Source organism: Paenibacillus sp. MER 99-2 (assembly GCF_023714095.1).
Taxonomy (GTDB): domain Bacteria; phylum Bacillota; class Bacilli; order Paenibacillales; family Paenibacillaceae; genus Paenibacillus.
In genome coordinates this window covers 30715-54559 of the sequence record NZ_JAMAUZ010000006.1, presented here as the reverse complement: position 1 = coordinate 54559, position 23845 = coordinate 30715, and the positions used below count along the sequence as shown (strand labels likewise).

16 protein-coding genes are annotated in these 23845 nt (G+C 45.8%); 4 read left to right on the top strand and 12 right to left on the bottom strand.

The features are described from left to right. Positions 1-14: 14 nt before the first annotated feature. Both M3636_RS21830 and M3636_RS21825 read right to left on the bottom strand, forming a co-directional pair. Positions 15-632 carry a DUF47 domain-containing protein gene (locus M3636_RS21830; protein ID WP_056692927.1) on the bottom strand — a complete coding sequence of 206 codons (618 nt, stop codon included), beginning with the start codon at positions 630-632 and terminating at the stop codon, positions 15-17. Between the two features lie 297 nt (positions 633-929). Then, positions 930-2003: a DUF3048 domain-containing protein gene (locus M3636_RS21825; protein ID WP_251383997.1), complete on the bottom strand. Its 1074-nt coding sequence runs from the start codon at positions 2001-2003 to the stop codon at positions 930-932. Positions 2004-2342: 339 nt separating this feature from the next. On the opposite strand from M3636_RS21825, the gene M3636_RS21820 reads away from it, so the two are divergent. Continuing rightward, positions 2343-2876: a DoxX family protein gene (locus M3636_RS21820; RefSeq protein WP_128100291.1), complete on the top strand. Its 534-nt coding sequence runs from the start codon at positions 2343-2345 to the stop codon at positions 2874-2876. 244 nt (positions 2877-3120) lie between these two features. Here the strand turns inward: M3636_RS21820 and M3636_RS21815 are convergent, their stop codons facing one another. Continuing rightward, positions 3121-7929 carry an InlB B-repeat-containing protein gene (locus M3636_RS21815; RefSeq protein WP_251383996.1) on the bottom strand — a complete coding sequence of 1603 codons (4809 nt, stop codon included), beginning with the start codon at positions 7927-7929 and terminating at the stop codon, positions 3121-3123. Positions 7930-8337: 408 nt separating this feature from the next. Between M3636_RS21815 and M3636_RS21810 the strand changes: the two genes are divergently transcribed. After that, positions 8338-8550, top strand: a complete 213-nt coding sequence (locus tag M3636_RS21810) for a hypothetical protein (protein ID WP_251383995.1) — start codon at positions 8338-8340, stop codon at positions 8548-8550. A 155-nt stretch (positions 8551-8705) separates the two neighbouring features. On the opposite strand, the gene M3636_RS21805 is transcribed toward M3636_RS21810, so the two are convergent. From M3636_RS21805 to M3636_RS21795, 3 genes are all read right to left on the bottom strand, one after another. Further along, entirely contained in the window at positions 8706-9491 is a 786-nt protein-coding gene (locus M3636_RS21805) for a DODA-type extradiol aromatic ring-opening family dioxygenase (protein ID WP_251383994.1), read from the bottom strand. Between the two features lie 92 nt (positions 9492-9583). Then, complete coding sequence (locus M3636_RS21800) at positions 9584-10414, bottom strand: alpha/beta hydrolase (protein ID WP_145410765.1); 831 nt, start codon at positions 10412-10414, stop codon at positions 9584-9586. A gap of 554 nt (positions 10415-10968) precedes the next feature. Further along, a complete protein-coding gene (locus tag M3636_RS21795; protein WP_251383993.1) occupies positions 10969-11205 on the bottom strand; it encodes a hypothetical protein in 237 nt (78 codons plus the stop codon). A gap of 426 nt (positions 11206-11631) precedes the next feature. Here M3636_RS21795 and M3636_RS21790 point away from each other — a divergent pair, with 426 nt between their 5' ends. Continuing rightward, positions 11632-12378 (top strand): DUF1129 family protein, encoded by a 747-nt coding sequence (locus M3636_RS21790; RefSeq protein WP_251383992.1) that lies wholly within the window; start codon positions 11632-11634, stop codon positions 12376-12378. 180 nt (positions 12379-12558) lie between these two features. Here the strand turns inward: M3636_RS21790 and M3636_RS21785 are convergent, their stop codons facing one another. After that, positions 12559-13473 carry an AraC family transcriptional regulator gene (locus M3636_RS21785; protein ID WP_251383991.1) on the bottom strand — a complete coding sequence of 305 codons (915 nt, stop codon included), beginning with the start codon at positions 13471-13473 and terminating at the stop codon, positions 12559-12561. A 258-nt stretch (positions 13474-13731) separates the two neighbouring features. Continuing rightward, positions 13732-16932 carry a copper amine oxidase N-terminal domain-containing protein gene (locus M3636_RS21780; RefSeq protein ID WP_251383990.1) on the bottom strand — a complete coding sequence of 1067 codons (3201 nt, stop codon included), beginning with the start codon at positions 16930-16932 and terminating at the stop codon, positions 13732-13734. A gap of 304 nt (positions 16933-17236) precedes the next feature. Here M3636_RS21780 and M3636_RS21775 point away from each other — a divergent pair, with 304 nt between their 5' ends. Continuing rightward, positions 17237-18205, top strand: coding sequence for a hypothetical protein (locus M3636_RS21775; RefSeq protein WP_251383989.1), 969 nt, complete (start codon positions 17237-17239; stop codon positions 18203-18205). 175 nt (positions 18206-18380) lie between these two features. Here M3636_RS21775 and M3636_RS21770 read toward each other — a convergent pair whose 3' ends face one another. The 4 genes from M3636_RS21770 to M3636_RS21755 all read right to left on the bottom strand — a co-directional run bounded on the left by M3636_RS21770 (position 18381) and on the right by M3636_RS21755 (position 23774). Further along, positions 18381-18971, bottom strand: coding sequence for a GNAT family N-acetyltransferase (locus tag M3636_RS21770; protein WP_251383988.1), 591 nt, complete (start codon positions 18969-18971; stop codon positions 18381-18383). Between the two features lie 14 nt (positions 18972-18985). Beyond that, entirely contained in the window at positions 18986-20272 is a 1287-nt protein-coding gene (gene ilvA / locus M3636_RS21765) for a threonine ammonia-lyase IlvA (protein ID WP_186323632.1), read from the bottom strand. Between the two features lie 67 nt (positions 20273-20339). Then, positions 20340-21230: an alpha/beta fold hydrolase gene (locus tag M3636_RS21760; protein ID WP_251383987.1), complete on the bottom strand. Its 891-nt coding sequence runs from the start codon at positions 21228-21230 to the stop codon at positions 20340-20342. Positions 21231-21482: 252 nt separating this feature from the next. Further along, positions 21483-23774, bottom strand: coding sequence for a beta-glucosidase family protein (locus M3636_RS21755; RefSeq protein WP_251383986.1), 2292 nt, complete (start codon positions 23772-23774; stop codon positions 21483-21485). Positions 23775-23845: the final 71 nt, after the last annotated feature.

Here is a 23845-nt window from a genome sequence, read left to right as displayed (position 1 = left end):
TATTCTCTGGCTCCTTAAGAATTACGCATGATGATAGACTCAAGCACGTTCGCTACATGTTCGCAAGCATCCGTCGTCGTCTCAAGACGCTCATAAATTTCTTTGCGCTTGATCAGTTCAATTGGATCTGACACGGTAGCGAAGAGATTTTTGATACACATGCGCAGTACTTCGTCGCCCTGGTTTTCCAGATCATTCAAACGAATGGTGTACTCACGGATAGCGAGCAATTTTTTCTGTGACAGCAAATGAATCGCCTTCTGAATTTCGTAAGCCGATTGGCGCAGAATATCAGCAAATTGAACGATATACTCGTCTGGATCCGTCAGTTGGTACATATAGAAACGGGAAGCCGTTGCTTCGATTCCGTCCAATACGTCATCAAGTGTTGTTGTCAGCTCCATAATATCATCGCGTTCGATCGGCGTGATAAATGTTTTGTTGAGTTCTGTAATGATCGTATGCACGTAATCATCACATTTCGACTCGTACTTCTTCATTTCATTGGCAAAAAGAGTCACATCCTGAAGGTTGGAAACATGCTGGGAGAAATAATCTGCCGCTTGAACAACCGTATCTGCCATGTTCTCCAGTGTTTCAAAAAATATATCCTTCTTCTTCTTAAGCTTCATAGCTCTATCCCCTTTACGAGAAATTGCCGATAACCGATGAAACATGAAATGACAACCTTTGATATCTTATCATATTTGTTTCATGGTTTGTACAAAAGGTGTGATCCTTTTTTATATTCTTATCACATTAATCTGAAATGAATCTTAATTATTTGGTATGACTGGCAAATTCAAGGCTAGATTTTACACTGCGTTTACAAAAGGGTACAATAATCAGCTTGGACGGCAATCTCATTTTCATAAAAGAGATCCATTCATTGTCATCTATTAAGATTATACAATTCGCACTGCACTCACTTATTGCTCGCTCAGCTTCACGTGGCCCGAAAAACTCGGCTGATTCGGCACAATGCTAATGAACGTCTTACCCGGCACAAGCGCTACCTCACTGCCATCCTGCACAAAACGAATAATATCGCCTTGCTTCTTCTCCCACTGTCCACGGATCATTTTGCCCTTCTGGAATAACATCGCTTCCCCGCCTTGCTCCAGGTTGACGGACAATCGACCTACATCGTCGAGTACTTTGTGATCTGCACCCGCTACAATAATGTTGGCTGCTCCAAGCTGTTCACCATTATCCATATCCTGATCGGCTTTGCCGTTAACCAATCTCATATATCGTCCGCTAACTTCATCATAATCATACGTCACAAGGTAACTATTCAATAAATAATGAATTTCGAATTGCTTCGCCGTCTCTCCGCTAGAAGTAGAACCTTCTTCATTATAGGTATAGACAGGCGATACACTATCGTGACTGTAACCCTTGATATCGGCGCCTTCTCTCAGCTTGTCCACAGAGGTGTATAGATTATGCGGAGCTTTACGATCCGAAGAACGCCAAAAATACGGCCCACCGTTTGATATTTCATCCATATGTTGTTTTTGTTGTCGTTGCAAAATGGAATACGCCTCCGGGCTACCGCCTGCATGAACAAGCACTCCGTCATAGCTCTCGCCCAGCTGGATCAGATATGGTCTGATGCTACGCACAGGTCCCACCGTCTCAGCGCCGCCTTCACTCTGGAATATTGCGATGAACCGGGTGATACCACCCTCTGCAAGCACCTCCAAAATAATATCTGCTGAACTTAAGCCTGATTGAGGTCTCGCGGCAGGAGCATTATTAATCATTACAGCCAAGGGTCTGTTCGTAATTGCTTCATTAGAAGGCAAACCTGTAAGTGGCGCAGTAAATAGAGCTTTTGCTGGTTCTTCGACGACTTGCTCCTCCTGTACGGGTGCTGGAACATTATTAGGCTGCTCTGGCATCTGGGCTAACTCTTTGTTCTGACACGCGGCAAGACTGAGGGCAAGGATAAGTAGGGACGTAGCGGATGCAGTTCGTTTCCATGGGAAAAGCTTCAATTCAATGTACCTCCTGAAGCGATATGGCTGGATCTAAGATGCGGATGAATAGCTCATGTAGAAGACCATTTCACGTTTTCTTTCCATTTAATCATATGAACAGTGGTTTGTCTTTGATTTGGGAGCAATTGCTTACCCCAAAACCTTCATTTGAAACAATGCACAAGAAACCAAATGTGTCCTAACTGTGAACTTCTCAAAGCTTACTTAAAATTTGAACTAGATTGTGATTTTTATCACAAACAAAACAACCCTCGGACTATACAATAAAGACATCAAAGGTGATCACTTAGAAAAACAAAAACAACACACACTAGATTCCATGAAGGAGTGGTTTATATGTTCAGCTTCAACCAATGGCTTAGAGAAAACAAAGTGGCAATGTGGATTTTGACAGTACTTCGGGTGTACATCGGTTACGATTGGATGACTCACGGATGGAGCAAATTGACTGGCGGATTCCAAGCTGGCGGGTTCCTTGCAGGCGCAGTTGGCAAAGCTACTGGTGAGAATCCTACCGTTCAAGCTTGGTGGGGAACGTTCTTAGAGAAATTCGCTGTACCAAACGCTGGATTGTTCGACTTCATCATCCCACTTGGTGAATTCCTTGTAGGTCTGGGTCTCATCCTTGGATGCTTCACAACACTCGCTGCACTGATGGCATTGGTCATGAACTTCGCGTTCCTCTTCTCGGGTACAGTGAGCACGAATGCTCAACTGGTACTGATGCAGATCTTCCTTGTAGTCGCTGGTGCAAATGCTGGTAAAATCGGTCTGGATCACTGGGTACTGCCTTACCTTCGCGGATTGTTCAGCCGTAACAAAGGTAACAACCCCAAAGACACACCAACCGTTAGTGCCAAAACAGCTTAACGAATAATCAATACCGCTGCAGCCCCGCTCCCCGTCCCCCCTGGGAGCGGGGCTTTTTTTATGTCCCATTATTCCATGATCCACACAAACCTTTCCCATAACATCTCATTTATTACTTCAGTCTTGTTCTTAACAAGACTGCTCCATCTCGTTCCGAGTAGTGAATAAGATACAAAAATAACAAAAAGCCGTTTTACGATATGACATCGTAAAACGGCAAGAGAGGTCTATTTCCGAAGCGGGTTCATTTATGTCGGAGTGCATTCATCAATACCTGTGCTGCTTCCGCACGGGTTGTCAGTGCTGAAGAATCAAATGCTCCATTGACTCGACCTTTCATCAGACCCGATTGCTGCATGTGAGCTGCTGCCTGGCTTGCCCAAGCAGGTATGCTGGCTGCATCAGTAAAGGAAGATTCGGCTGCAACATCAGTCAGTGTCAGCGCACGGCTGACCATAACGGCCATCTCCGCACGTGTAATTGAAACGTTCGGACGGAAGTTTCCGTCCGCATGGCCTTGAATCCAACCTAGCGCGCTCGCCTGTGCAATAGCATCATGTGCCCATGCTCCGATCTGAGCCTCATCTGTGAAAGAAGGCATGGTTGAGATAGTATTTTCTTGCTCAGACACCGGCTTCAGCATCCGTACAAGCATTGCTGTAAATTCTGCTCGTGTAACATGTGTCCCTGGACGGAAGCTTCCATCCGAGTAACCATTTACGATACCGAGTGCAGCCGCTTCACGGATGCTGGCGGATGCCCAGTGACCTTCAATATCACTAAAATTAGCTTCTGTAGGAACAGCTATCGTTGCCGGAACTGCCATCACAGCAAAACGTGTAAAGTGATTCACATCTACGCTGATATTGTTCCCATCCACTTTGCCGTCTTCAACCATTGTCCATGGCGTATTCGGCTGTTGCTGGTAAAAGACCGCAAGCTTCTCATTGCTAAGAACTGAAGTCGGGTCAAAAGTTAGTGTTAATTTCACTGGAATTTTGAAATTGCCCTGCGTGTTTTTGGTGAATTCCACCACCTGACTTACAACGCGCTCATTGCTGGCTAAACCAGTCACCGGTGTGTCTACCACGGTGGCTTTAATTTCTAACGGCTGATCCGAAGCACCAGCTGGAACTTCAAGGAGCACTCCTGTGCCTAGCCGAAGCTCGCCAGCCTGCCCTGCAGGAATGGACACGGTTGCCTGTGTAGAACTTGAATTATTAGAAGGATTACCGCTTGAGATCGGGCTGGAATTGGAGTTGGAGCCTCCCCCACTTTCGTTGCTTCCACTATCTCCACTACCGCCACTGTTCCCTGTATTTCCATTGTTTCCGGAGTTACCACCGCCTGGTGGTGGTATAAGCGTCCACCCCGCATATAACGTCATATCTGCATTTATGGTCGCTGTCGCAAAATCAAACGGCTGACTACGTGCGATATCCGAGTACCATCCCGTAAACGTATATCCCGTTCGCACCGGATCGCTTGGACGAGATAACATCTCTCCGTTATTTATTTCAATAGCCTGTATCGTCGTTCCACCATCCGTCTGGAAGGTGACGGTTCGCACGGCTATGTTCCATTTTGCATACAACGTCATATCTGCCACTACAGTAGTTGTTGCAAAATCAAATGGCTGTCCCGAATCGGTAAACCAGCCAGCAAACGTATAACCTGTGCGCTCTGGATCGGTTGGACGAGACAGAAGGTCGCCATAAGCAACGGTCTGTGGAGCAATTGTAGTGCCTTCATCCGTATCAAATGTAATCTGCTGTACTTGAACTGCCCATTTAGCATACAAAGTTACATCCGACTGGATCGGCTGACTAAAATCAAACTTAACCGTGAGCTGCGAATCTGCAAACCAACCGGCAAAGACTTGACCTTCCGTATCCGAAGTTGGCTCATTTATTAAGGTTAACTGATCGCCATGTCCGACACGCATATCCGTTATATCAGAGCCTCCGGTCGTATCAAAGCTAACGGTATAGAGAATGCGTTCCCAGCCTGCATATAGCTGAACATGATCCTGAATAGACGATGTGGCAAAATCGAAACGCTGCTCTAAGCCCGCATCAATATACCAGCCGGTAAAGGTATACCCGAGTCGGCTCGGCTGTTGTGGCTCCTGCACCGGATCACCATAGTCGAGCAATTGCTCGCTCACTAGAGTACCACCATTACTTTCGAAGCTGGCTACATATTGATTCGTGCTCCAACCTGCATACAAGGTAACCGAGTCAGTAATGATCGTCTGGAAGTCGAATGGCAGCGTATGTGCCGCATCTGCGTACCAATTGGTAAACGTATAGCCCGTACGTACCGGATCTGTAGGACGCGTAATCAGTGCACCGTACGTTATCGTCTGATCAGGCACATTAGCATGATCTCCCTGATATACGTCGAACGTGACCGTATATGATTGGAGCGTCCAGCTTGCATACAGCTGTGTATCCACCGTTATTGGCATACTAGCAAATTCAAAGCGCTGTGTATGCGCCGCATCTGTATACCAACCGCCAAATGTATAACCCGTTAGCGTTGGAGCAGTCGGCTCACTCAAGAGCGTGCCGTAGTCGATCTGACGATCCGCTACCGCTGTACCTCCGTTACTATCAAAGCTGACGCTGTACTGATTGATATTCCAGCCCGCATACAGTTGTGTATTTGTCGTGATCGGTGTATTCGCAAAGTTAAACAGCTGCGTTTGTTCCGCATCACTATACCAGCTAGTAAAGGTGTAACCTGTTCGTGTTGGCGCCGTTGGTGCACTGATCGTGGAGCCATACGTGACCGGAACATCTGATACAGCTGTACCTCCGACGCTATTAAAGCTAACGGTATATTGATTGATACTCCAGCCAGCGTACAGCTGTGTATTTCCCGTTATCTCCGTACTAGAAAAATTGAACAGTTGTGTGCGGCTAGGATCGCTGAACCAACCTGTAAACGTATATCCCGTCCGCGTTGGCGCAGTTGGTGCACTAAGCGTAGAGCCATGATTCACTGGTACATCCGCTACTGCCGTACCACCACTGCTGTTAAAGCTAACCGTGTAATGGTTCAAAAACCACTCCGCATACAGCTGTGTATTCTGTGTTATTGCTGTATTCTCAAATCTAAAGAGATGTATGCGACCCACATCCGTGAACCAGCCGTTAAACGTATAGCCTGTTCGTGTTGGCGCTGTCGGTTCACTAATGGTCAAACCATGATTCACCGGGATATTCGCTATAGCTGTTCCGCCACTACTATCAAAGCTAACCGTATACTGATTAAGCCTCCAGCCTGCATACAGCTGTGTATCCGTCGTAATCGCCGTATTTTCAAAATTAAAAGATTGCGTTCGCGCTACATCGCTATACCAACCGATAAATGTATAGCCGGTCCGTGTTGGAGCGGTTGGCTCAACACCATGATCGCCATAATACAGAGGTTGCGTGGCTACGCTTGCTCCACCGTCACTGTCAAAAGTCAGTTGACGTGGTGCATAGTAACTGAATACGATCGTTGAACTATTGTTTGCCGCGTCAGTGACGATCAGTGTATAACTACCTTCCTGACTGACCTGACCTCCGTTCGCAAATGCCGTACCATTTAGTGTAGCAGTTCCATCGCTAAACGTAATCGTCGGCGGCACTGTATAACGTCCACCGTTCGTGACTCCACTTACCGTCGGTGGTGTAAGATCAATCGTAAATTGAACCTGTGTCATTCCATATCTGTTCGCTGCCAGTAGCGTATAGTTTCCTTCCGCAGTTACCGGCGAGCCGCTTGCAAATGGACTGCCATTCAAAATTGCCGTACCAGAGGTAAATACGGGATTGACCGTACGATTGTATATTCCCCCATCGCTAACACCGGTTACTACAGGTGGTACAGGTTGCTCTATCTTGATTTGAACCGTTGAATAGCCCGTAGCAAATCCATTATCGTTGTATGTTCTCACTGTAAAGCTATCATTACCGAAATAGCCGTTTGGAGCCTGATAAATAAAACCGTTACTGTCTTGCGTAACCGTTCCATACTGCGGCTGAGTGCGCAGCGAAACTCCCTTAGCATTCGCACTATCAGGCACATTGCCCATCATATCCGAGCTGTTAACTCGCACCGTCTTTCCAGTAGCTACGGTATAAATTGTATTTGTTCCTGCGACTGCAGAGGGGCCACCTCCTCGATCACCACGAGTAGGATATATCCCTGTATCCACAGTATAATATTGAAAATTATAAGAGTTATTTCTCAAATCCGGGATAGCAAATGTACTCCGTCCATCGCCACCAAACTTCCATCCCACGAGTGCAAAAAGAGCTTGATAATTCTGTAAGCGTAACGTTCTCCCATCGCTAGCACTCCAATTGGTCTGCATCGGAACAAGAAATGGTATGGTCTGACCTACTAATACATTACTATTTAGACTGCCAATATCTGTTCCATTCTGGTTACCAAAAGAAACAGTCGAAACAGCAAAATATAGTGGTGTGTTCGGCAGCAGTGCACTGAAACTTGGCAAAGTGAAACTTTGACCATCCTGAGAGCCATACTGAGAACCAATTACAGAGTATAGCTGTGGGTAATTCTGAGTATTATAAGTTCTGCCATCCAGCTTCAGCCAGCCATCAGGTACATAACTGTATGGGAAAATGCGCACTTCGCCAGCATATCCAGGCGCACTCCCCCTGGGATATACTCCATCCGTAGCTATGTAGTACCCCATACCATCAGGTATAGGAAGTGATGTGAGGTCCGGCAATGCAAAGTCGGATTGACCATTGCCCCCATAAGTCGTACCAAGCACAGTATACAAAGCTTGATTGTCCTGAATGCTCATCTTTTGTCCCGCAGCAAACTCCCAACCTTTGGGCACAAACCCGTAAGGAAATAGCTGTATCTCTCCCAGATACTTTTCATACCACTCTTCCGCGTGCGCGGATCGTGTTGTTCCGAGCCCTGCCGATAATGCAGTAAACACTAACACAAAGACCAGTGCGATCTTCCATAAGGCACGACAGGTACAATGAATCACTCCAATTTCTCCCCCTTGTTCATTCATAATTCCTCATGCCCAATGCAACTCCGCCAAGCAGTAAAATGATGTTTGTACTCTGATGTCTAGCGAGCTGAAACCAAAATTTCTCGCTCCTCTGTTGCATTGTCCTAATGAACTTGCACTTTGAGAACAGCCTACCATCCCCGTCAGCATGCGATTTTTCCGTAGCATATAACATGATTACGCTTAGTTTACTTTATAGATCAGGAAAAGAATATAGCATTTCGTTAGCTATACAGACTTTATTTTTTTGCACATTTTTACATTTGCAATGATATATATCACAAATATAACTCTAATTTTCCAAAGCGTTACAACGCAAGCTGCTCATATCCAGTTGCATACACTTGCTCACCTATAGAATCCCATATTATGATGGTATAAAGTCCAACAGAACAAAGGAGTATCTCTATGCCTACGCAGCGCCGTCTCGTAACTGACGCCGATTTCCAGGAAGCCATGACCTCAAAACATAAAATCCGGGTATTCAAAGATAACCACCAGATTGACTCTGGAGGTATTATCATCCGATTTGATGAGAAAACCGTTGTTGTTCAGTCCAGTGTTAGTGAACTGGCCTATCACTCACGTACCGAATGTGAGTTGTTCGAAATTCGCAAATAGTCCTATAAGCGAGGCTACAGGTGGTACTTTAATATATTTCAACGCTATGACGCCCTGAACACCAAAAAAAGGTTCCACGCAGTCAACCAACTGACCGCAGGAACCTTTTTGTTTATTTATAGACATAGATCTAGTCTGTTCTTATCTGCTCCAAGTTATATGCCGTCTCCAAACTGCCAGCAATTCAAACTTAACGTGCCGCTGGCATACGATTGAAACAATCGCTTCGCTGTGCGAGACATATCTGCTGTGCCCATCGCGTAGAACAATGGTGCCAGATGTTCCATGCCATAGGACGGAACTGCCGTCCGCGCATGAGGAGCTTTTTTTTCATACAAAAACAATTCTCTGGTATTCCATTGCTGCAGACGCTCCCCAAGCCAGTCATCGAACTCTACGGCCCAGTCTTGTGGCTCATCATCCTGTGCCAGCATTCTTAGATTGTGAACCGTTCCACCACTACCGATGATCAGCACGTTATCATGTCTAAGTTGCTCCAGCATGCGTCCGATATCATACTGCTCTTGCGGGGAACGCAGCGAGTCTACCGATACGGCAATAACCGGAATGTTGGCTTCGGGGTACATATGCAACAGCGGCACCCATACGCCATGATCCAGTCCGCGTCCTCGAACAGGTCGATGTGGCAAGTTGCTACGTGAGAATAACGCACAAATCTCGCTCGCAACATCGGTCTGCCCAGCTGCAGGGTACTGTATGTTATACATCGCTGAAGCGTATCCGTAAAAATCATGCAGGGTCTGATGGGACTCATCCATCGTCACCGAAGGCTCGGGACAATCCCAGTGTGCGGTAAATACAACGACGGCCTTTGGAGCCGGCAGCCTGTCTCCAAGCTCGTTCAAAAATTGAGTGTAGTCACTGCTCTCCAACGCCAGAGTGGGAGAACCATGCGCAATGAATAGTGCGGGTAATGTCATTGCTGCCAACCTCCAGACACGGATAGGATGCTTACCTCTCTATTTTACCCCGAAGGAGGCGCTTTTCCAAGTTACTCCCCGTGACTTTTGACTTAGATCATCCAGTGTTGCCAATCCTGTTCAATCTTCTGGCGCTCGCCTAGCCACTCTCTAGTCCGAGTAATCAACTGTTCCCGCTCCTTGCCCGAAGAGAAGGTGTGATCTCCCTGGAAGATAATCTCCTTATCGCAGCGACCTTCCTGACGCATCCAGAATACCTTTTGATACAGGAATGCGTAATCGACTGGGATAATCTCATCTGACGTTCCATGAACAACCAGCACATCCCCATTGAATTTGACTGCCTCCTGAAACGGTTGATGCTCTGCCAATGAATCGAAGAACTTCGGTGTGAATTTATATCCCAGATAGTCAGCTGCACCGTGCTTCACACCTTCATCGTATACTTCCCGTCCAGTGATTTTCACAATATCATTGAATGGATAACCTACCGATGACCACATGACGAGATTCTTAACACGTTTATCACGAACAGATGTCAGCAGCGCCACTGCGCCACCTAAGCTATGACCAATCAACGTCACTCGGGTCGGGTCGACATCACTGCAATTTACAGCATAGTCCAGTACAGAGCGAGTTTGAGCAATCATTGACTCCAGTCCCTCCGCCCCGTACTCACCACTGCTCTCCCCGCAGCCAACATAATCGAAGCGCAGCACCAGATATCCGTCCTCAGCCAGTTCACGAGCAGTTTTGACAAAAAGACGATCCACCCCAATCCGACTGCCCACGAACCCATGGCAGATGACAGCCAAAGGAACCCGCTGTTGGTGATTGGCCTCCTTAATGTCCTTAACCACTGGATAATGTATTGTGGCTGTTAATTCTTCCTCTCCATGGCGAATGCTGATCTGACGCTCCATGCCGATTTCCCCTTTCCGTTCCCTGACTATATATGTCATATAATAATTACTTACATTAGTCCCTCCAAGGACAGAACAACCTTCCGATCGCTGTTATCCCCAGATTTTTTGATTCCTTTTCTAAAAGGATAAATCCGGGGATAAAGGCGAACGCTTCGCTTCTTCCGGTTATTTCTGTCCTTTCCGTTCTCATGTAAGTTATTAATTTGAACCTATATCTTTTTTAATTATATAAATCCGATAAGTTTAGTGTGTATTAAAGTTGTAATAGTATATTATCATCTCAGAACCTCCACGTCAACATGAGTCCAATCCTCTTTGCATTGGAAAGTATAGCGCCTACAACGGCCACTCTTTATTGTTATTTTATCGACATGCACGCCGCAAAAATGAATGTACATTTGTTCATCCGATGCAAAATTCCTGTTGAATGTGTCTTTCGTTCCATAAATGTACACATACAAAAGAGGCTCCACCCAAACAACTCATTTGCCTGAGATGGAAACCTCTGTACTTACACGGATATGATTGAAGCTCATTCATCTATGCTACGTTTACTCGTAACTTTGCCGGAACATGGCATGAGTCTCCGTCTGTCCCTGCCACTCGTGCTCATGTGCAAAATCAGAACTCTCCCAGAAGCTGCCCTCGTGCTCCGTTTCCTCTGTGAGTTCATCTGAGACCTCTGTATCCTCCGTTTGTTGCTCGAGTGGAACAACCTCCTCCATCACACCGCGGGAATTACTGTTCATCAGTAGTTTTCGCGTTAGATCATTGTTGGACTGATTCATCGTAGTCACACTCCCATCCTTAGATTTTCGTTTGGAAATGCTACTATTGTGGTGGAATCAGGCTTCCTTTATTCACAATTCACACAATCGCAATATTATGAGACGAGAGTTCAGACACGCATACGCATAGCAATAAGGAACCATGGGAAAAATAACGAAATGGCTACAGTTCACACTCCCCTCGTGCCTTCTGGCGAAAGGATTGAATGTTATGGAACAGTGTATAGAATGGATCCGAGCTCACGGTAAGCTGGTATTGTTATGCACCTGTGTTATTCTCGCCTGCATCTGGATATGGAAGAACCATGAGCAGCTATTTTATAAGGAATGACTTTGCGAAAAGACAGCCCTTCCCGTATACTAAATTACCGTTAGGGTTTCTACTTCAGTGGGGACGGAAATGGGTTTAGACAGGGGGAGCAAGCAGTGGGAATTTCCTATAAGAAGCTAAGAGAAATACAGAATCGACAAATGACTGAATTGAGTCAGATGACACCGGATAACGTGAAATTATTTAACCAGATTAGTTCCATTGTTAGAAACACATCTGCGGATGAGAGAACACAAGAAGAGTGGATTTTATCTGTGGGAAAAGAGATCGTTCAGGCGCAAAAGGATGGGCGTTCTGCTCAGGAGTTATATGGAAGCGACCTAGAGGCGGCTGTACGCTCTGGACTTGGTCTCGATGAGGAAGAAGATAGCGAAGCCTCCAAGCATTCAGAGGCTCCTAAAACGAATGACATACAGCCACAGAAACAACCACGCTCACCAAAATGGTATGCGATGATTGCCTGGGCATCCGTGTCCTTCATCCTGCTTATTCAGGGCGGAGCTGGTTTAATTATCGGTTGGACAGATGGCGATATAGAGCCGTTTAGTCATATTAGTCTTTTCTCAATCATCGTGGCAGCCGTAGGAGGTATTGCTCTTGTCGAGATGCTGCGCCGCCTAGCTGAGCGACCGGATGATCAAGGTGCGGACAGAAATGCTGTACCGAAAATTAATATACGCGGGATCGTCATCTACCTCGCTGTCGTTGTGCTTGTCTTGTTCGTGGGATACCCATTGCGCGATAGCTTGCCCGTGTTTAACCTTGCACCGTGGGTTAGTCTAGTGATTGGTATCGTTGGCTTGGCGTTGTTACGCCCTCTCTTTGGTCAAAAGAAGGGTTAAACTCGCCACCAAGGTAGAACGTACCCCAGATTGGTATTCGTAATTTAGATTAGAAAGGAGCCGTTATGGCTCCTTTTTGGTTTATCTATTTTAGATCGTCACCGGCTATGAGGTAAAAGAATGAATGATGCCTTTTTAACCTTAACTAGCTGAATTGTTTACAAGGTTTAACAACGCCTTTTAGTAGTGGTGACTGTCTTGATTAGCCTTCAACTGATTACGCTGTTTGATCTCCTTGCCAGGGGTCTCCCCGAATTCACGTTTGAACATGCGTATAAAATAATTCACTTCCATGCCGATCATCTCCGCCGCCTCTTTAACACTAGATTGAGGGTGATCTTGTAGCCATTTGGATGCTTTTTGCAATCTGAGACGCTGCATGTACTGATGTCCGGTTACCCCATGCTTCTGATGAAATAAACGATTCAGATGCTGTACGGAATAACCTACCGCTTCCGCAACATGCTTCAACAAGAGATCCTCCTGATAGTGTACATGCATCAACTCAATTGCCCGAGCAAATGCCTCACTCCCTGGATCATTCTCCCGCTCTGCAGCAATTACGGAGGTTTGCCCCCCTTCTAACGAGCCAACTTCTTCATGAGATACCCTGCAACGTGCGACATCCAGAACAAGCTGATATATCAGGGCTGAGTTGTTCCATCCATCTGTGCGTCCTTGATCAAGCGCTGTCCAGATATCAGTCATTCGTGACCAAAACTGCTCCATATCCTCCAGATTCCGAGGTTCCGAATGTAACAGCCCCACGGCATGAAGCACTGATCTAGCGGACTCTCCTCCAATGCCGATATACCCAAGTTCCCAACCCGATTTGGAATGAGGCATATGCTCATAAGCTACCCCAGGTTCGATCACAAACATTTGCCCAGCATTCACTGACCAATCTCCCTTACCGGCAATCTTCAATTTCCCCATGCCAGTGCGTGACAAAAACAGTTGATACACCGGAAACCCATCAGGTCTGAGCTGCGGCTTCTCTTCATGTGTCCCAACGCAATACAAGTACAGCGGCAACCGGGAATCCGGCAAGCCAGTCAAGCGAAATGCGAGCATTCCATCATTCCTTTCGTACATGTCCTTCTCCTGCTTATTCCTCCTATTATCCCTTTGTTTGTCTGACTCGACAACCAGCCTAAGGAACCTATTTGGCGACATAAATTTTAAATTTAAGAGTTAATGCATTTGATTACGTTCCCTTAAAATTAATAGAATTGTATTTGTATACTGTAAAATTGGAAGTACTTAAATAAAAAAATAACGCCCCCTTTCGGATTGAAAGGAAGCGTTACTTATGGCTTATGGTTATATTATTTCATACTGTTTACTCCGAGCTTATAGTGTGGGACCCGGATTAGTTTCTGTTCCCGATGTATCTCCAGCTGGTGAAGTAGTTGGTGCAGGTGTTTCTTGTGTTGGTTGAGCTAATTTCAACTCAACTGAATTAGATGCCCCAGAAAGAGCACTTTTATATTTCGTTGTATCGTTAGTAAGGGACAAAATATACACTTTGTATGACTTTCCAACCTCAATGGGATTCCCAGCGGAATCCTTTGCAGATAAAGTTACTTTAATTTTCCCATCATTAACTTCATTCGTTTGAACTGAGTTGAAGTTAAGGTTTGTGACTGCTGAACTTGGATCTAAAGTACCCGCTCCCTCAACAACAAATAGTCCATATCCAGAGATCCCAGTTTGATCTGTTGGAGCACTAAAAGTTACTTCATAACTTGCATCGGATACTGTACTGGTATTTATAAAACCACTTATCGTAGCTTTATTGACATCTACAATTTGAGGAGCTTGAGCTAAAATCTCAAAGCTACTGGAAGCAGCAGACAGATTAGAAGCACGTTTATTACTATCTTCTGATACGGACAAAACGAACACTGAATATTTCTGACCAGGGGTAAGTGACTTATTATTAATATCCTTATGCCCCGTATTCAACCCGATTGCGTTACCCGCAGCATTTTTTTGGATTGTAACATAACTCCCAATTCCCTGCGCAGAACTGATATCAAATGATCCCACTTGATTTTGTGGCACGATGAATGCTCTGTATCCAGCAATTCCATCATCATTTGACTTGTTAAAGCTTATAGAAACATCTGAAGCATCCCCTGCTTGACCTTGCGTTTTTACCTCTACCTTAACACCAGTCACTGCCGCAACCGCAGTAGTGGCTGTCAATCTAATAGTTCCTGATGGAGAAGACAACACATTAGCAACGGAGTTATTACTACTCACTGCCAGTACATAGACTCTATAATCCACACCATTAACTATTGGGTCACCATCGACTGTCTTAGAATCCCTTAAGAAGTTAACCGTTAGGTTAGATCCTGTTTTGCTAACAGCTCTATAATAAGAACTACCCAGTGCATTGGCATTTCCCAGATTGAAATTACTATTCGCTCTTACTACAAAAACGCGATATTGGCTTACATTCGTCTCATCCGTCGATCTATTAAACGTGACTTGCAAATCTCTGCCGTCGCCATTATCCCCAATATCCTTAGGCTGAATATTGGTTGGCGCAGTCAGCGCAGTATTTTTGGTAAGTGTAATCGGCAGAGAATAACCGGACAATGAGTTCTGGCTAGCGTTCCCACTGCTGCTTACCGATAGAACAAACACACGGTAGCTTACACCTTCTCTAATGGTTGTACCCGTGGTATCCCGTAGACCAGAAGAAAGTGTGAAGGACTGATTACCTCCTGTTTTGTTCACTTGTTGATAGTAAGATGAAGCATTCGCTGCATTCAGCGTAAAGCTGCCTACATTACCAGAAGGAACAACGAACACGCGGTACGATGACACTCTAGATTCGTCTGTAGCTTTGGTAAATGAAACACGTAGATCCTGGCTATTCCCGTAATCACTTACATCGGCAACCGTCAGGTTACTTACCGCGCCTGCGTTTCCGTTGTTCGTCAATCTCAGCACGGCTGAGGAAGAAGACAATATATTGGCAGCACCATTGTTACCTACAGCCAGTACATAGATCCGATAATCCTGCAGGTTCGTCACATTATAGCCGCTTGTATCCTTCATCGAAGAAGGCAACGTTGTCGTGATGTTATTGCCTGTTTTGTTCACCGTATAATAGAAGTTAGATGATAAGTTATTTGCTGTAGTCAAGTTGAAGCTACTCGATACAGCGTTACGCACTACAAAGATACGGTAGCTCGACACTTTGGATTCATCCGATGAGCGGTTGAAGCTCACTTGAATATCGCGTCCATCTCCATAGTCCGAGTTATCTTTAACCTGTGTAATGACAGGGGCTGTTGTAGCGTTAACCCCCAGTGTTAATGATGCAGACGCAGCGGACAGTTTGTTGTCTGTTGTTGCCGCATTAGTGCTCACGGACAGAATGTAGACAACATAGGCTGTGCCATTTTTGATGATTTCTCCGGATGTATCACGCGTGGATGAGCTGAACTGGCTCTTCATCGTCTGCGTATTTGCTTTATAGATAATCGTTGAATTGGAGTTACTCACTTTGTTGGCTGCAGCTAGGTTGAATGAAGAAGCATCCTTCGCTTTCACTACGAACGCACGATAATACGTAATGTTAGACGTATTGCTCGGTTGCGTGAAGTTAATCTCCAGATCGCGTCCATCGCCGTAATCACTAATGTCAGCTGCACGCAAGCTAGTCACGGATTGAACGGCTGTCTTCACTGCGGATAATTTCAACGTTTGAGAAGACCAGCTGAGTGTATTTTTATAGTTATTGTTGTTATTGCCCACTGTAAGTACATACAAGCGATAGGTTTCATTGGAGTTCAACAGATCTCCATTCACATCTCGCGTCTGTGCGTTGAGTGTCAACTTAGGGTTATTGCCATTCGGTGTAATGGATGTATAGTTTGCAGACGGTACGGCTGTTGCCGAAGTCTCGTTGAAGCCATTCACATCACGGGTTTTGACCAGCATGACACGATAAGCCGACACTGCTCTTTCCGAAGTTGGACGTGTGAAGCTTACCGTCAGATCGCGCCCATCTCCATTACTTCCGGATACTGAGCCGTAAATATTCCATGCTGAATATTGCGTATCATCCACAGGGGGTGCTTCCGTTTTCTTAATATCTACCCGCTGCATACGGGAGTTCCAGAATACTTTTTCCCCAAAAGCTTCGCTCACAAATCGAATCGGAACCATCGTATTTCCTTTAATCGTGTTAGCAGGTACATCCAGTGCTACAGCTTCTCCGTTGATGTAAGCAACTTTGGATCCCAGCGTCAATGAGACCTCCTGATCTCCCCGTGTTGCCTTAATTGTTTTGGTTTTGTTCGTATATTGTACTTTGGCATCCAATCCTTCGAAGATCGATCTTAATGGAACCAGTACACGTCCACCCTTCATTACAGGTGCCTGAGCTGAAGATATCTCTGCATCATTGATATAAATGCTAATTCTCGCAGCAGCATCCATAACCGACGTTGGTAGTGCTGACATCAACATCGCTGATACCGCCAACGCTGACATCACCTTTTTAACTTGATTTCCTCCCGCTTTCCTCATCTCCCAATATCCCCATTCTTTTCATATAGTGAACTGCAAAATGTATTCATTTCATCACAATTAATTCCTGTAATTTCCTGTGTACATCTATGACGTTTGGACTTGTGAAAAAGTTTCCATCCATCCAAAATATATTTTTACAGAAATACCCTTCCACCTTCTACCTATCAAAGGTTAAAAATAACAGAACTTTTTGTCATTATTCCGAAACAACATCTCGATTCAAATCGTTTATGTTAGAACAAATGGAATTATTGGATTTCGACCTACTTACACTTTTCTAATCTACGGGAGGTTTATACAGATGACACCTTCGTACCCATCAGCCAAACGTAACGGACTCCGCATCATCATGACAGCAACGGCACTTGCACTGCTGCTTCAATCCGGAGTGGCAGGCACGGCAGGAGTCGCTGCCGCCGCTTCAACACAGACCGATGCCAAAGTAACGACTAATAGTTCTAAGGCAATCTATACAACGTTTCAGTCCAAGCTCAAACAAAAGAACGGCTTAATCGCTGCGGACGCCTATCTAACGAACCGAATCACACAAGTCACATCTCATCATCTAACCTTGATGGTATTGCAATTAGAGAATGCTCGGTTAAAATCATTAACTGCCATGACTGACCGCATGCTGGTTCCGAATGTGCAGGACAAGATGATGAAGATTTATCATTGGAATGATACTTTCACGGGATTAATGAAGCGTACTCAGGATAGCAGTCTACAGAGCCTGTTAAAAGAAGCGCGCGATAGTGGCTACAAACTCGTCATGATTGAGGGTTCTCTTTATCCCATCATGAACTACTCTGCCTTCCAGAAATATAATGCCAATGTAACCCCAGACATTTCACACTACTTGAATATAATGGCTGCAGAGACTAAAAAGATCCCAGCAGAAGACGGTGGACTACTCATCGGGTATCAGGAAGTACTGCTTCGCGCTCGTAATCAAGAGCAATTTCTAGAGCTATATCCAACATCGAATCGGGTGAAGCAAGTGCAGAATCTGCTTGATAGCTACACCATGTACACCTTCTACGGACTGAATAATACGCCGTTATTTGATTACGAGACGAATAAAATGGTACCTAACGCACAAAAAGGTTACACAGCTGTCATTCAGCGACTGGCGAGCACTGATAGTCCTTTTCTCGATAAGCTTGCCGCCTTCATGGATGTTGTACGTGAAGCCAAATACGAGAAAACGACTGCCGTAGAAGCTTGGCTGGACATGAATGTTCCGCTAACAGACGACTCTATTCGCTAAATGCTGCTCTTTCTGAGACAGCCTTAAAATAAAAATAAACACAAAGAAACCGCGGAAGGCTGTGACCTATCGCGGTTTTAATTTGTGTTTAATTGTGGTTTAATCCAATCTAATTGAATTATAACTAGATTAAATTTCTGTTTCAGTGTCATTCGCTCTTCAATTCATCTGACTACTACACCGGCTTAACCATATGACTGTACTCATGACCTGCAATAACAAGCACATCATCCTTGACGTAGCCCTGTCGTTCATACAACATCAAGGCACGACCGTTATCTCGCTCAACAATCAGGGATACTTGTTTGTGCCCGAGAGTGCGCCCCTTCTCTTCAAAAGCAGCCATCAGCGCTCGCCCAATCCCCTGCCCCTGATAGGCTTCACTTACGGACAATGTATCCAGATAGTACTCACCCGGACGTGTCTCTTTGACTAGAGCATACTTCTCATCCTGGCTGCGCCCAGGTCGATTGCGAATCGGCTCATCCAGCAGATCTGCTTCGCTTCCGTCATAGGCCACTAGAATCCCTGCCACAACTTCATTTTGCTCCATGACCGTCACATTACGATAGCTGATCCGATTATCCTCCTGCACGAAGAACTGTCGCAAAATACGCATCGCCTCGTCATGCTCACCTTCACCCGCCAAGGCATAAGCAATGTCACCAATGGCCTGGTACAGTAACGGAATAACCTGATCTACATCCTCTTTACGTGCTGGTCGAATCAGGGAACGCGTCTCTTCAGAACCAGCATTGATCGACATGTTGGAATCATTCATCAGATCAACATATTGAACAGATTAAGATTTTTGTTTAGTTCCGTATAGGCAATGCCCTTACGGTTCATGCGTTCGATCAATGGCTGGTAATCTTCCTTGTGTAACAGTTCGATTCCTACCAATGCTGGTCCATTCTCTTTGTCATGCTTCTTCGTATATTCAAACCGCGTGATATCATCATCCGGACCAAGAACTTCTTCCAAGAATTCACGCAGAGCTCCTGCACGTTGCGGGAAATTAACCATGAAATAATACTTCAGCCCTTCGTAGATCAGGGAACGCTCTTTGATCTCCTGCATCCGGTCAATATCGTTATTGCCGCCGCTAATAACACAAACTACAGTCTTCCCTGCGATCTGCTCACGGTATTGATCCAGTGCAGCCACTGCAAGTGATCCGGCAGGCTCAACAACAATCGCATTTTCATTGTATAGCTCCAGAATGGTTGTACAAGCCTTACCTTCCGGGACTTTCACAATATCGTCCAGCGTTCCACTACAGATATTGTAGGTGAGATCACCGACCCGTTTAACGGCTGCACCATCCACAAATTTATCAATGTCATCCAGTGTAACCACTTGTTTGCGGAACATCGCTTCACTCATCGAAGCTGCACCAAGCGGTTCAACGCCGATAATGCGCGTTTCTGGACTTACTGTCTTCATATACGTTCCAACGCCAGCAGCCAGACCGCCTCCACCAATCGTTACGAATACATAATCGGCTTTTTCGTCAAGGCTCTCCATAATTTCCATCGCTACTGTTCCGTTGCCTGCGATAATCTTCGGTTGGTCAAACGGATGAATGAACGTCATTCCTTGTTCATCACATGCACGCATCGCTTCTGCATATGCATCGTCATACGTGTCTCCAATCAGCACCACTTCAACATTGCTGCCTCCGAAGCGACGTACCTGCTTTACCTTTTGGTTCGGCGTCGTGCTCGGCATGAAGATTTTGCCGTGGATTCCAAGTGCGTTACATGAGAAAGCCACACCTTGCGCATGGTTCCCCGCACTTGCACAGACAATGCCTTTCTCCATCTCTGCCGGAGTAAGGCTGCGAATCATGTTATAAGCGCCCCGAATTTTGAAAGAACGCACCACTTGAAGGTCTTCTCTTTTTAAATACACATTACAATTATATTTGGCCGACAATACAGCATCACGCTGTAGAGGTGTCCGTACAATGACTTCACGCAGCACATGATGTGCGCGTACGATATCTTCCATGCCAACACCGACATGTCCGGGACTCATGGTACCCGTTGGTTCAACTGGTTTCATCTGATCTCCACACTCCACTTATATTGGCTGCAATGCTCTTGCACTGCTCTCTTTTTTTATTATTGTATCACTTTTGCTCTATTGTTGCGCCTGAGCTCGCATTATTTATCATTCGTACAACTTCATCAATAATAACCTGAGGGTCTGTATACATAACCAGATGACCGGACTGATCTGCGCCAATCCATCTTGCATTGGACAGTTTGCTCACAGTCTGACGATGCGCCGCAATGAGAGCAGGTCTAATCTTCCCCTCTCCCTTGCCCGGTTTAGTTCCTGAGATCACGCTAACTTCAAGACCACCCAGAACTGGAGGCCGCTCCAGCAATGCTGTCATATCATCCAGAAACGGTTTGCCTTCAGCAAGCATCGTTTTTGCTGCTTGCACCGTGAAATCTTCTTGGAGATGATCTGCTACAACATCATCAGGCTGAACCTTTCCAGCCTTACTTCCGAGCAAACGATATAAACCCGTATGTGCCATGATCGGAATAAGGAAGCTATTCAAGGCAAAGCCTTTTTTAGCCAGACTGGAGAAATATAACTCGCAATGCTCATCTGATGGGTCAACCAGTACAATTCCTCGTAGTTGGGATGGATTGGCAGCCGCAGCAGTGCGAACAATGGGACCTCCCCAGCTATGTCCAACAAGAATGAACGGTCCTGACCCCAGCGCAGACAGCACTTCTCCCAAATCTCCTGCCATTCGGTTCAGACTGCGCGGAGCAGAATCTACTTCACTTCGTCCCGCCCCTGCTCTGTCATATACGATTGCACGTGCATGCCCAGCAATAGCTGGTGCAACAAGCCCCCAGGTAGACCTTGAGAGCCCCATACCAGATTCAAATACAACTGTCAGTTCACCTGTTCCCTTAGACATATAATGCAGCTTCCGTCCATCACGGGTCTGAATATATGCACTTGAGCCAAACGTATGTAAGCCAGGACGATGATCCATATTTCTCCTCCTGTTTATTTGTATAGTCATCCTAAACCGAATCTAATTGAAAATGATTATCAGTTAATTATAAAATATTCTTCACTTTACGACAAGCATAGTAAACCGACTTCATTCTCTTCTCGCTCTTCTCCTATCTAGATGTTCTTTGCTCACTACACTAAAAGGAAAGAAAACCCGATCCATCATTGGATCGGGTTCAACCTTATATACATCCACTCATCCGTGGATATCATGCTTCCACAATAACCATTATGCTCGAATGCCATGATCCTTGTTGTTCAGTTTTTCCAACAGTTCGTTCATGTCCTCTTCGCTCATAGCTCCGCCACTAAAGGCAACGAGAGCACGTAGTGGCATATATTTCATCATGGCATCCATCATATCTGCATGGTCTCCAGCATCATCACCGCCAAAGCCGCTTGCTTCCTGGAATTGCTTCAATGCCTGCTCCAACAGCTGCTTATTGGCAGGGTCACGCTGAATATCCCCAAGTGTACTATTACGTGTATACGTTGGGATAAAGGTCGCCGTCGATTCTACGGTTACTCGTGTCTGTAAATGAATGTCCCGCGAAGAACTTCCCACCTGAATCTCGAATTCTCCCGTCTCTACATGCCAATCCTTCATATCCACATTATAATAAGCAAACGAACGCTTATCCAAGGTGAAGCCAATGACCTCCGATTGACCCGGCTCCAGCTGAATTTTGGCGAATGCCTTCAACTCCTTAGCTGGACGAATAACCGTGCTCTCTACATCACGGATGTAGAGCTGTATGATTTCTTTACCGGCTCTGTCCCCCGTGTTGGTTACACGAACACTTACCTGCACCTCATCCTGATCCGTCAGTTCCGTGCGATTCACCGTGAGATCAGCATATTCAAATGTCGTATAACTCAGACCGTATCCAAAAGGGAACAAGGGATCGATCTGTTTGGTGTCATAATATCGATATCCTACAAAAATTCCTTCGCGGTAATCGACCCGATCACCCTCACCCGGGAAATTAAGATAAGACGGATTATGACTGAGCTGCGCAGGGAATGTCTCTGCCAGTTTACCCGACGGATTTACCTCACCATACAATAGATCAGCGATTGCACCACCAACGGCTTGACCACCTAGATATGCTTCAAGCACAGCTTGTACCTTAGGCAACCATGGCATTTCCACAGGCGATCCGTTGCTTAGGACGACGATGACACGGGATTGTACCTTAGCCACCTCTTCAATGAGGCGAATATGGTTGTCTGGTAGGCGCAGATGCGAACGATCATACCCTTCTGATTCATAGCGATCTGGCAATCCTACGAACACAATCGCCGTGTCCGCCGTCTGAGCCGTCTGAATGGCATCAGCCATCAAGGACTCGTCCACATCATCTGCTTCAATTCGGTACCCTGGTGCATAGGTGAGCTTCACCTCGTCACCCGCCACACGCGTCATTTCATCCACAATATCATCCACCTGGGTTGGATTAATATGAGAACTGCCACCGCCCTGAAAGCGAGGTTTACGTGCAAAGGCACCGATAAGTGCTACAGAACCTTCACGTTGTAGCGGTAAGATGTTCTCCTCATTTTTCAGCAAAACCATGCTCTCCGAAGCTACCTTGCGCGCAAGCTGATGGTGTGCCTCTTTGTCATATGTTGCATTTTCCTTCTTATGATCCACCGCTTTGAAGATCAATGTAAGCAATCGCTCTACTGCCCGATTCAGCTTCTCCAGAGACAGTTCGCCTTTCTCTACAGCATCAATGACCTTACGTTCACCAATTCCGCCGCTTGCCGGCATCTCCAGCTCCATTCCTGCCGCAAGCGCATCCGCACGTTCGTTCACAGCACCCCAGTCTGACACAACAATGCCTTCATGACCCCATTCGTCTTTGAGGATATCCGTAAGCAACCATTCATTCTCACCCGCATAAGTCCCATTGACCTTGTTATAGGAGTTCATCACTGTCCATGGCTGAGCCTCCTTCACTGCACCCTCGAAGCTCGCAAGATAAATCTCACGTAGCGTTCGTTCATCTACAACAGCATCAATCGACATACGTCGCTCTTCCTGATTGTTCACAGCAAAATGTTTCAACGACGTACCTACACCCTGACTCTGTACTCCCTTAATATGACCCGCTGCCATACGTGTGGACAACAAGGGATCCTCGGAAAAATATTCAAAGTTACGCCCACCTAGTGGTGAACGTTTAATATTAACCCCTGGCCCAAGCAGCACGGCTACGTCCTCCGCCTGACATTCTTCACCAAGCGCAACCCCGACCTGACGCGCTAATTCGGTGTCCCATGAACTTGCCAGCCCTGCGGCAGAAGGAAAACACGTTGCAGGCACACTTGCCATCAATCCCAGATGATCAGCACTGGAATCCTGCTTACGTAATCCATGAGGCCCGTCCGTTACCATGATGGATGGGATATCGAGACGCTCCACCCCTTTCAGATGCCAGAAATCGAGACCTGAGCACATGCCCGCTTTTTCTTCCAAAGTCATCCGCTGTACCAATTCTTTGATGTTTCGTTCCATAATAACCCCTCCAGTTCATGATCTTTTATATAAATTAAGCATACATGGTTAAGTAATGCACTTTCAAATGT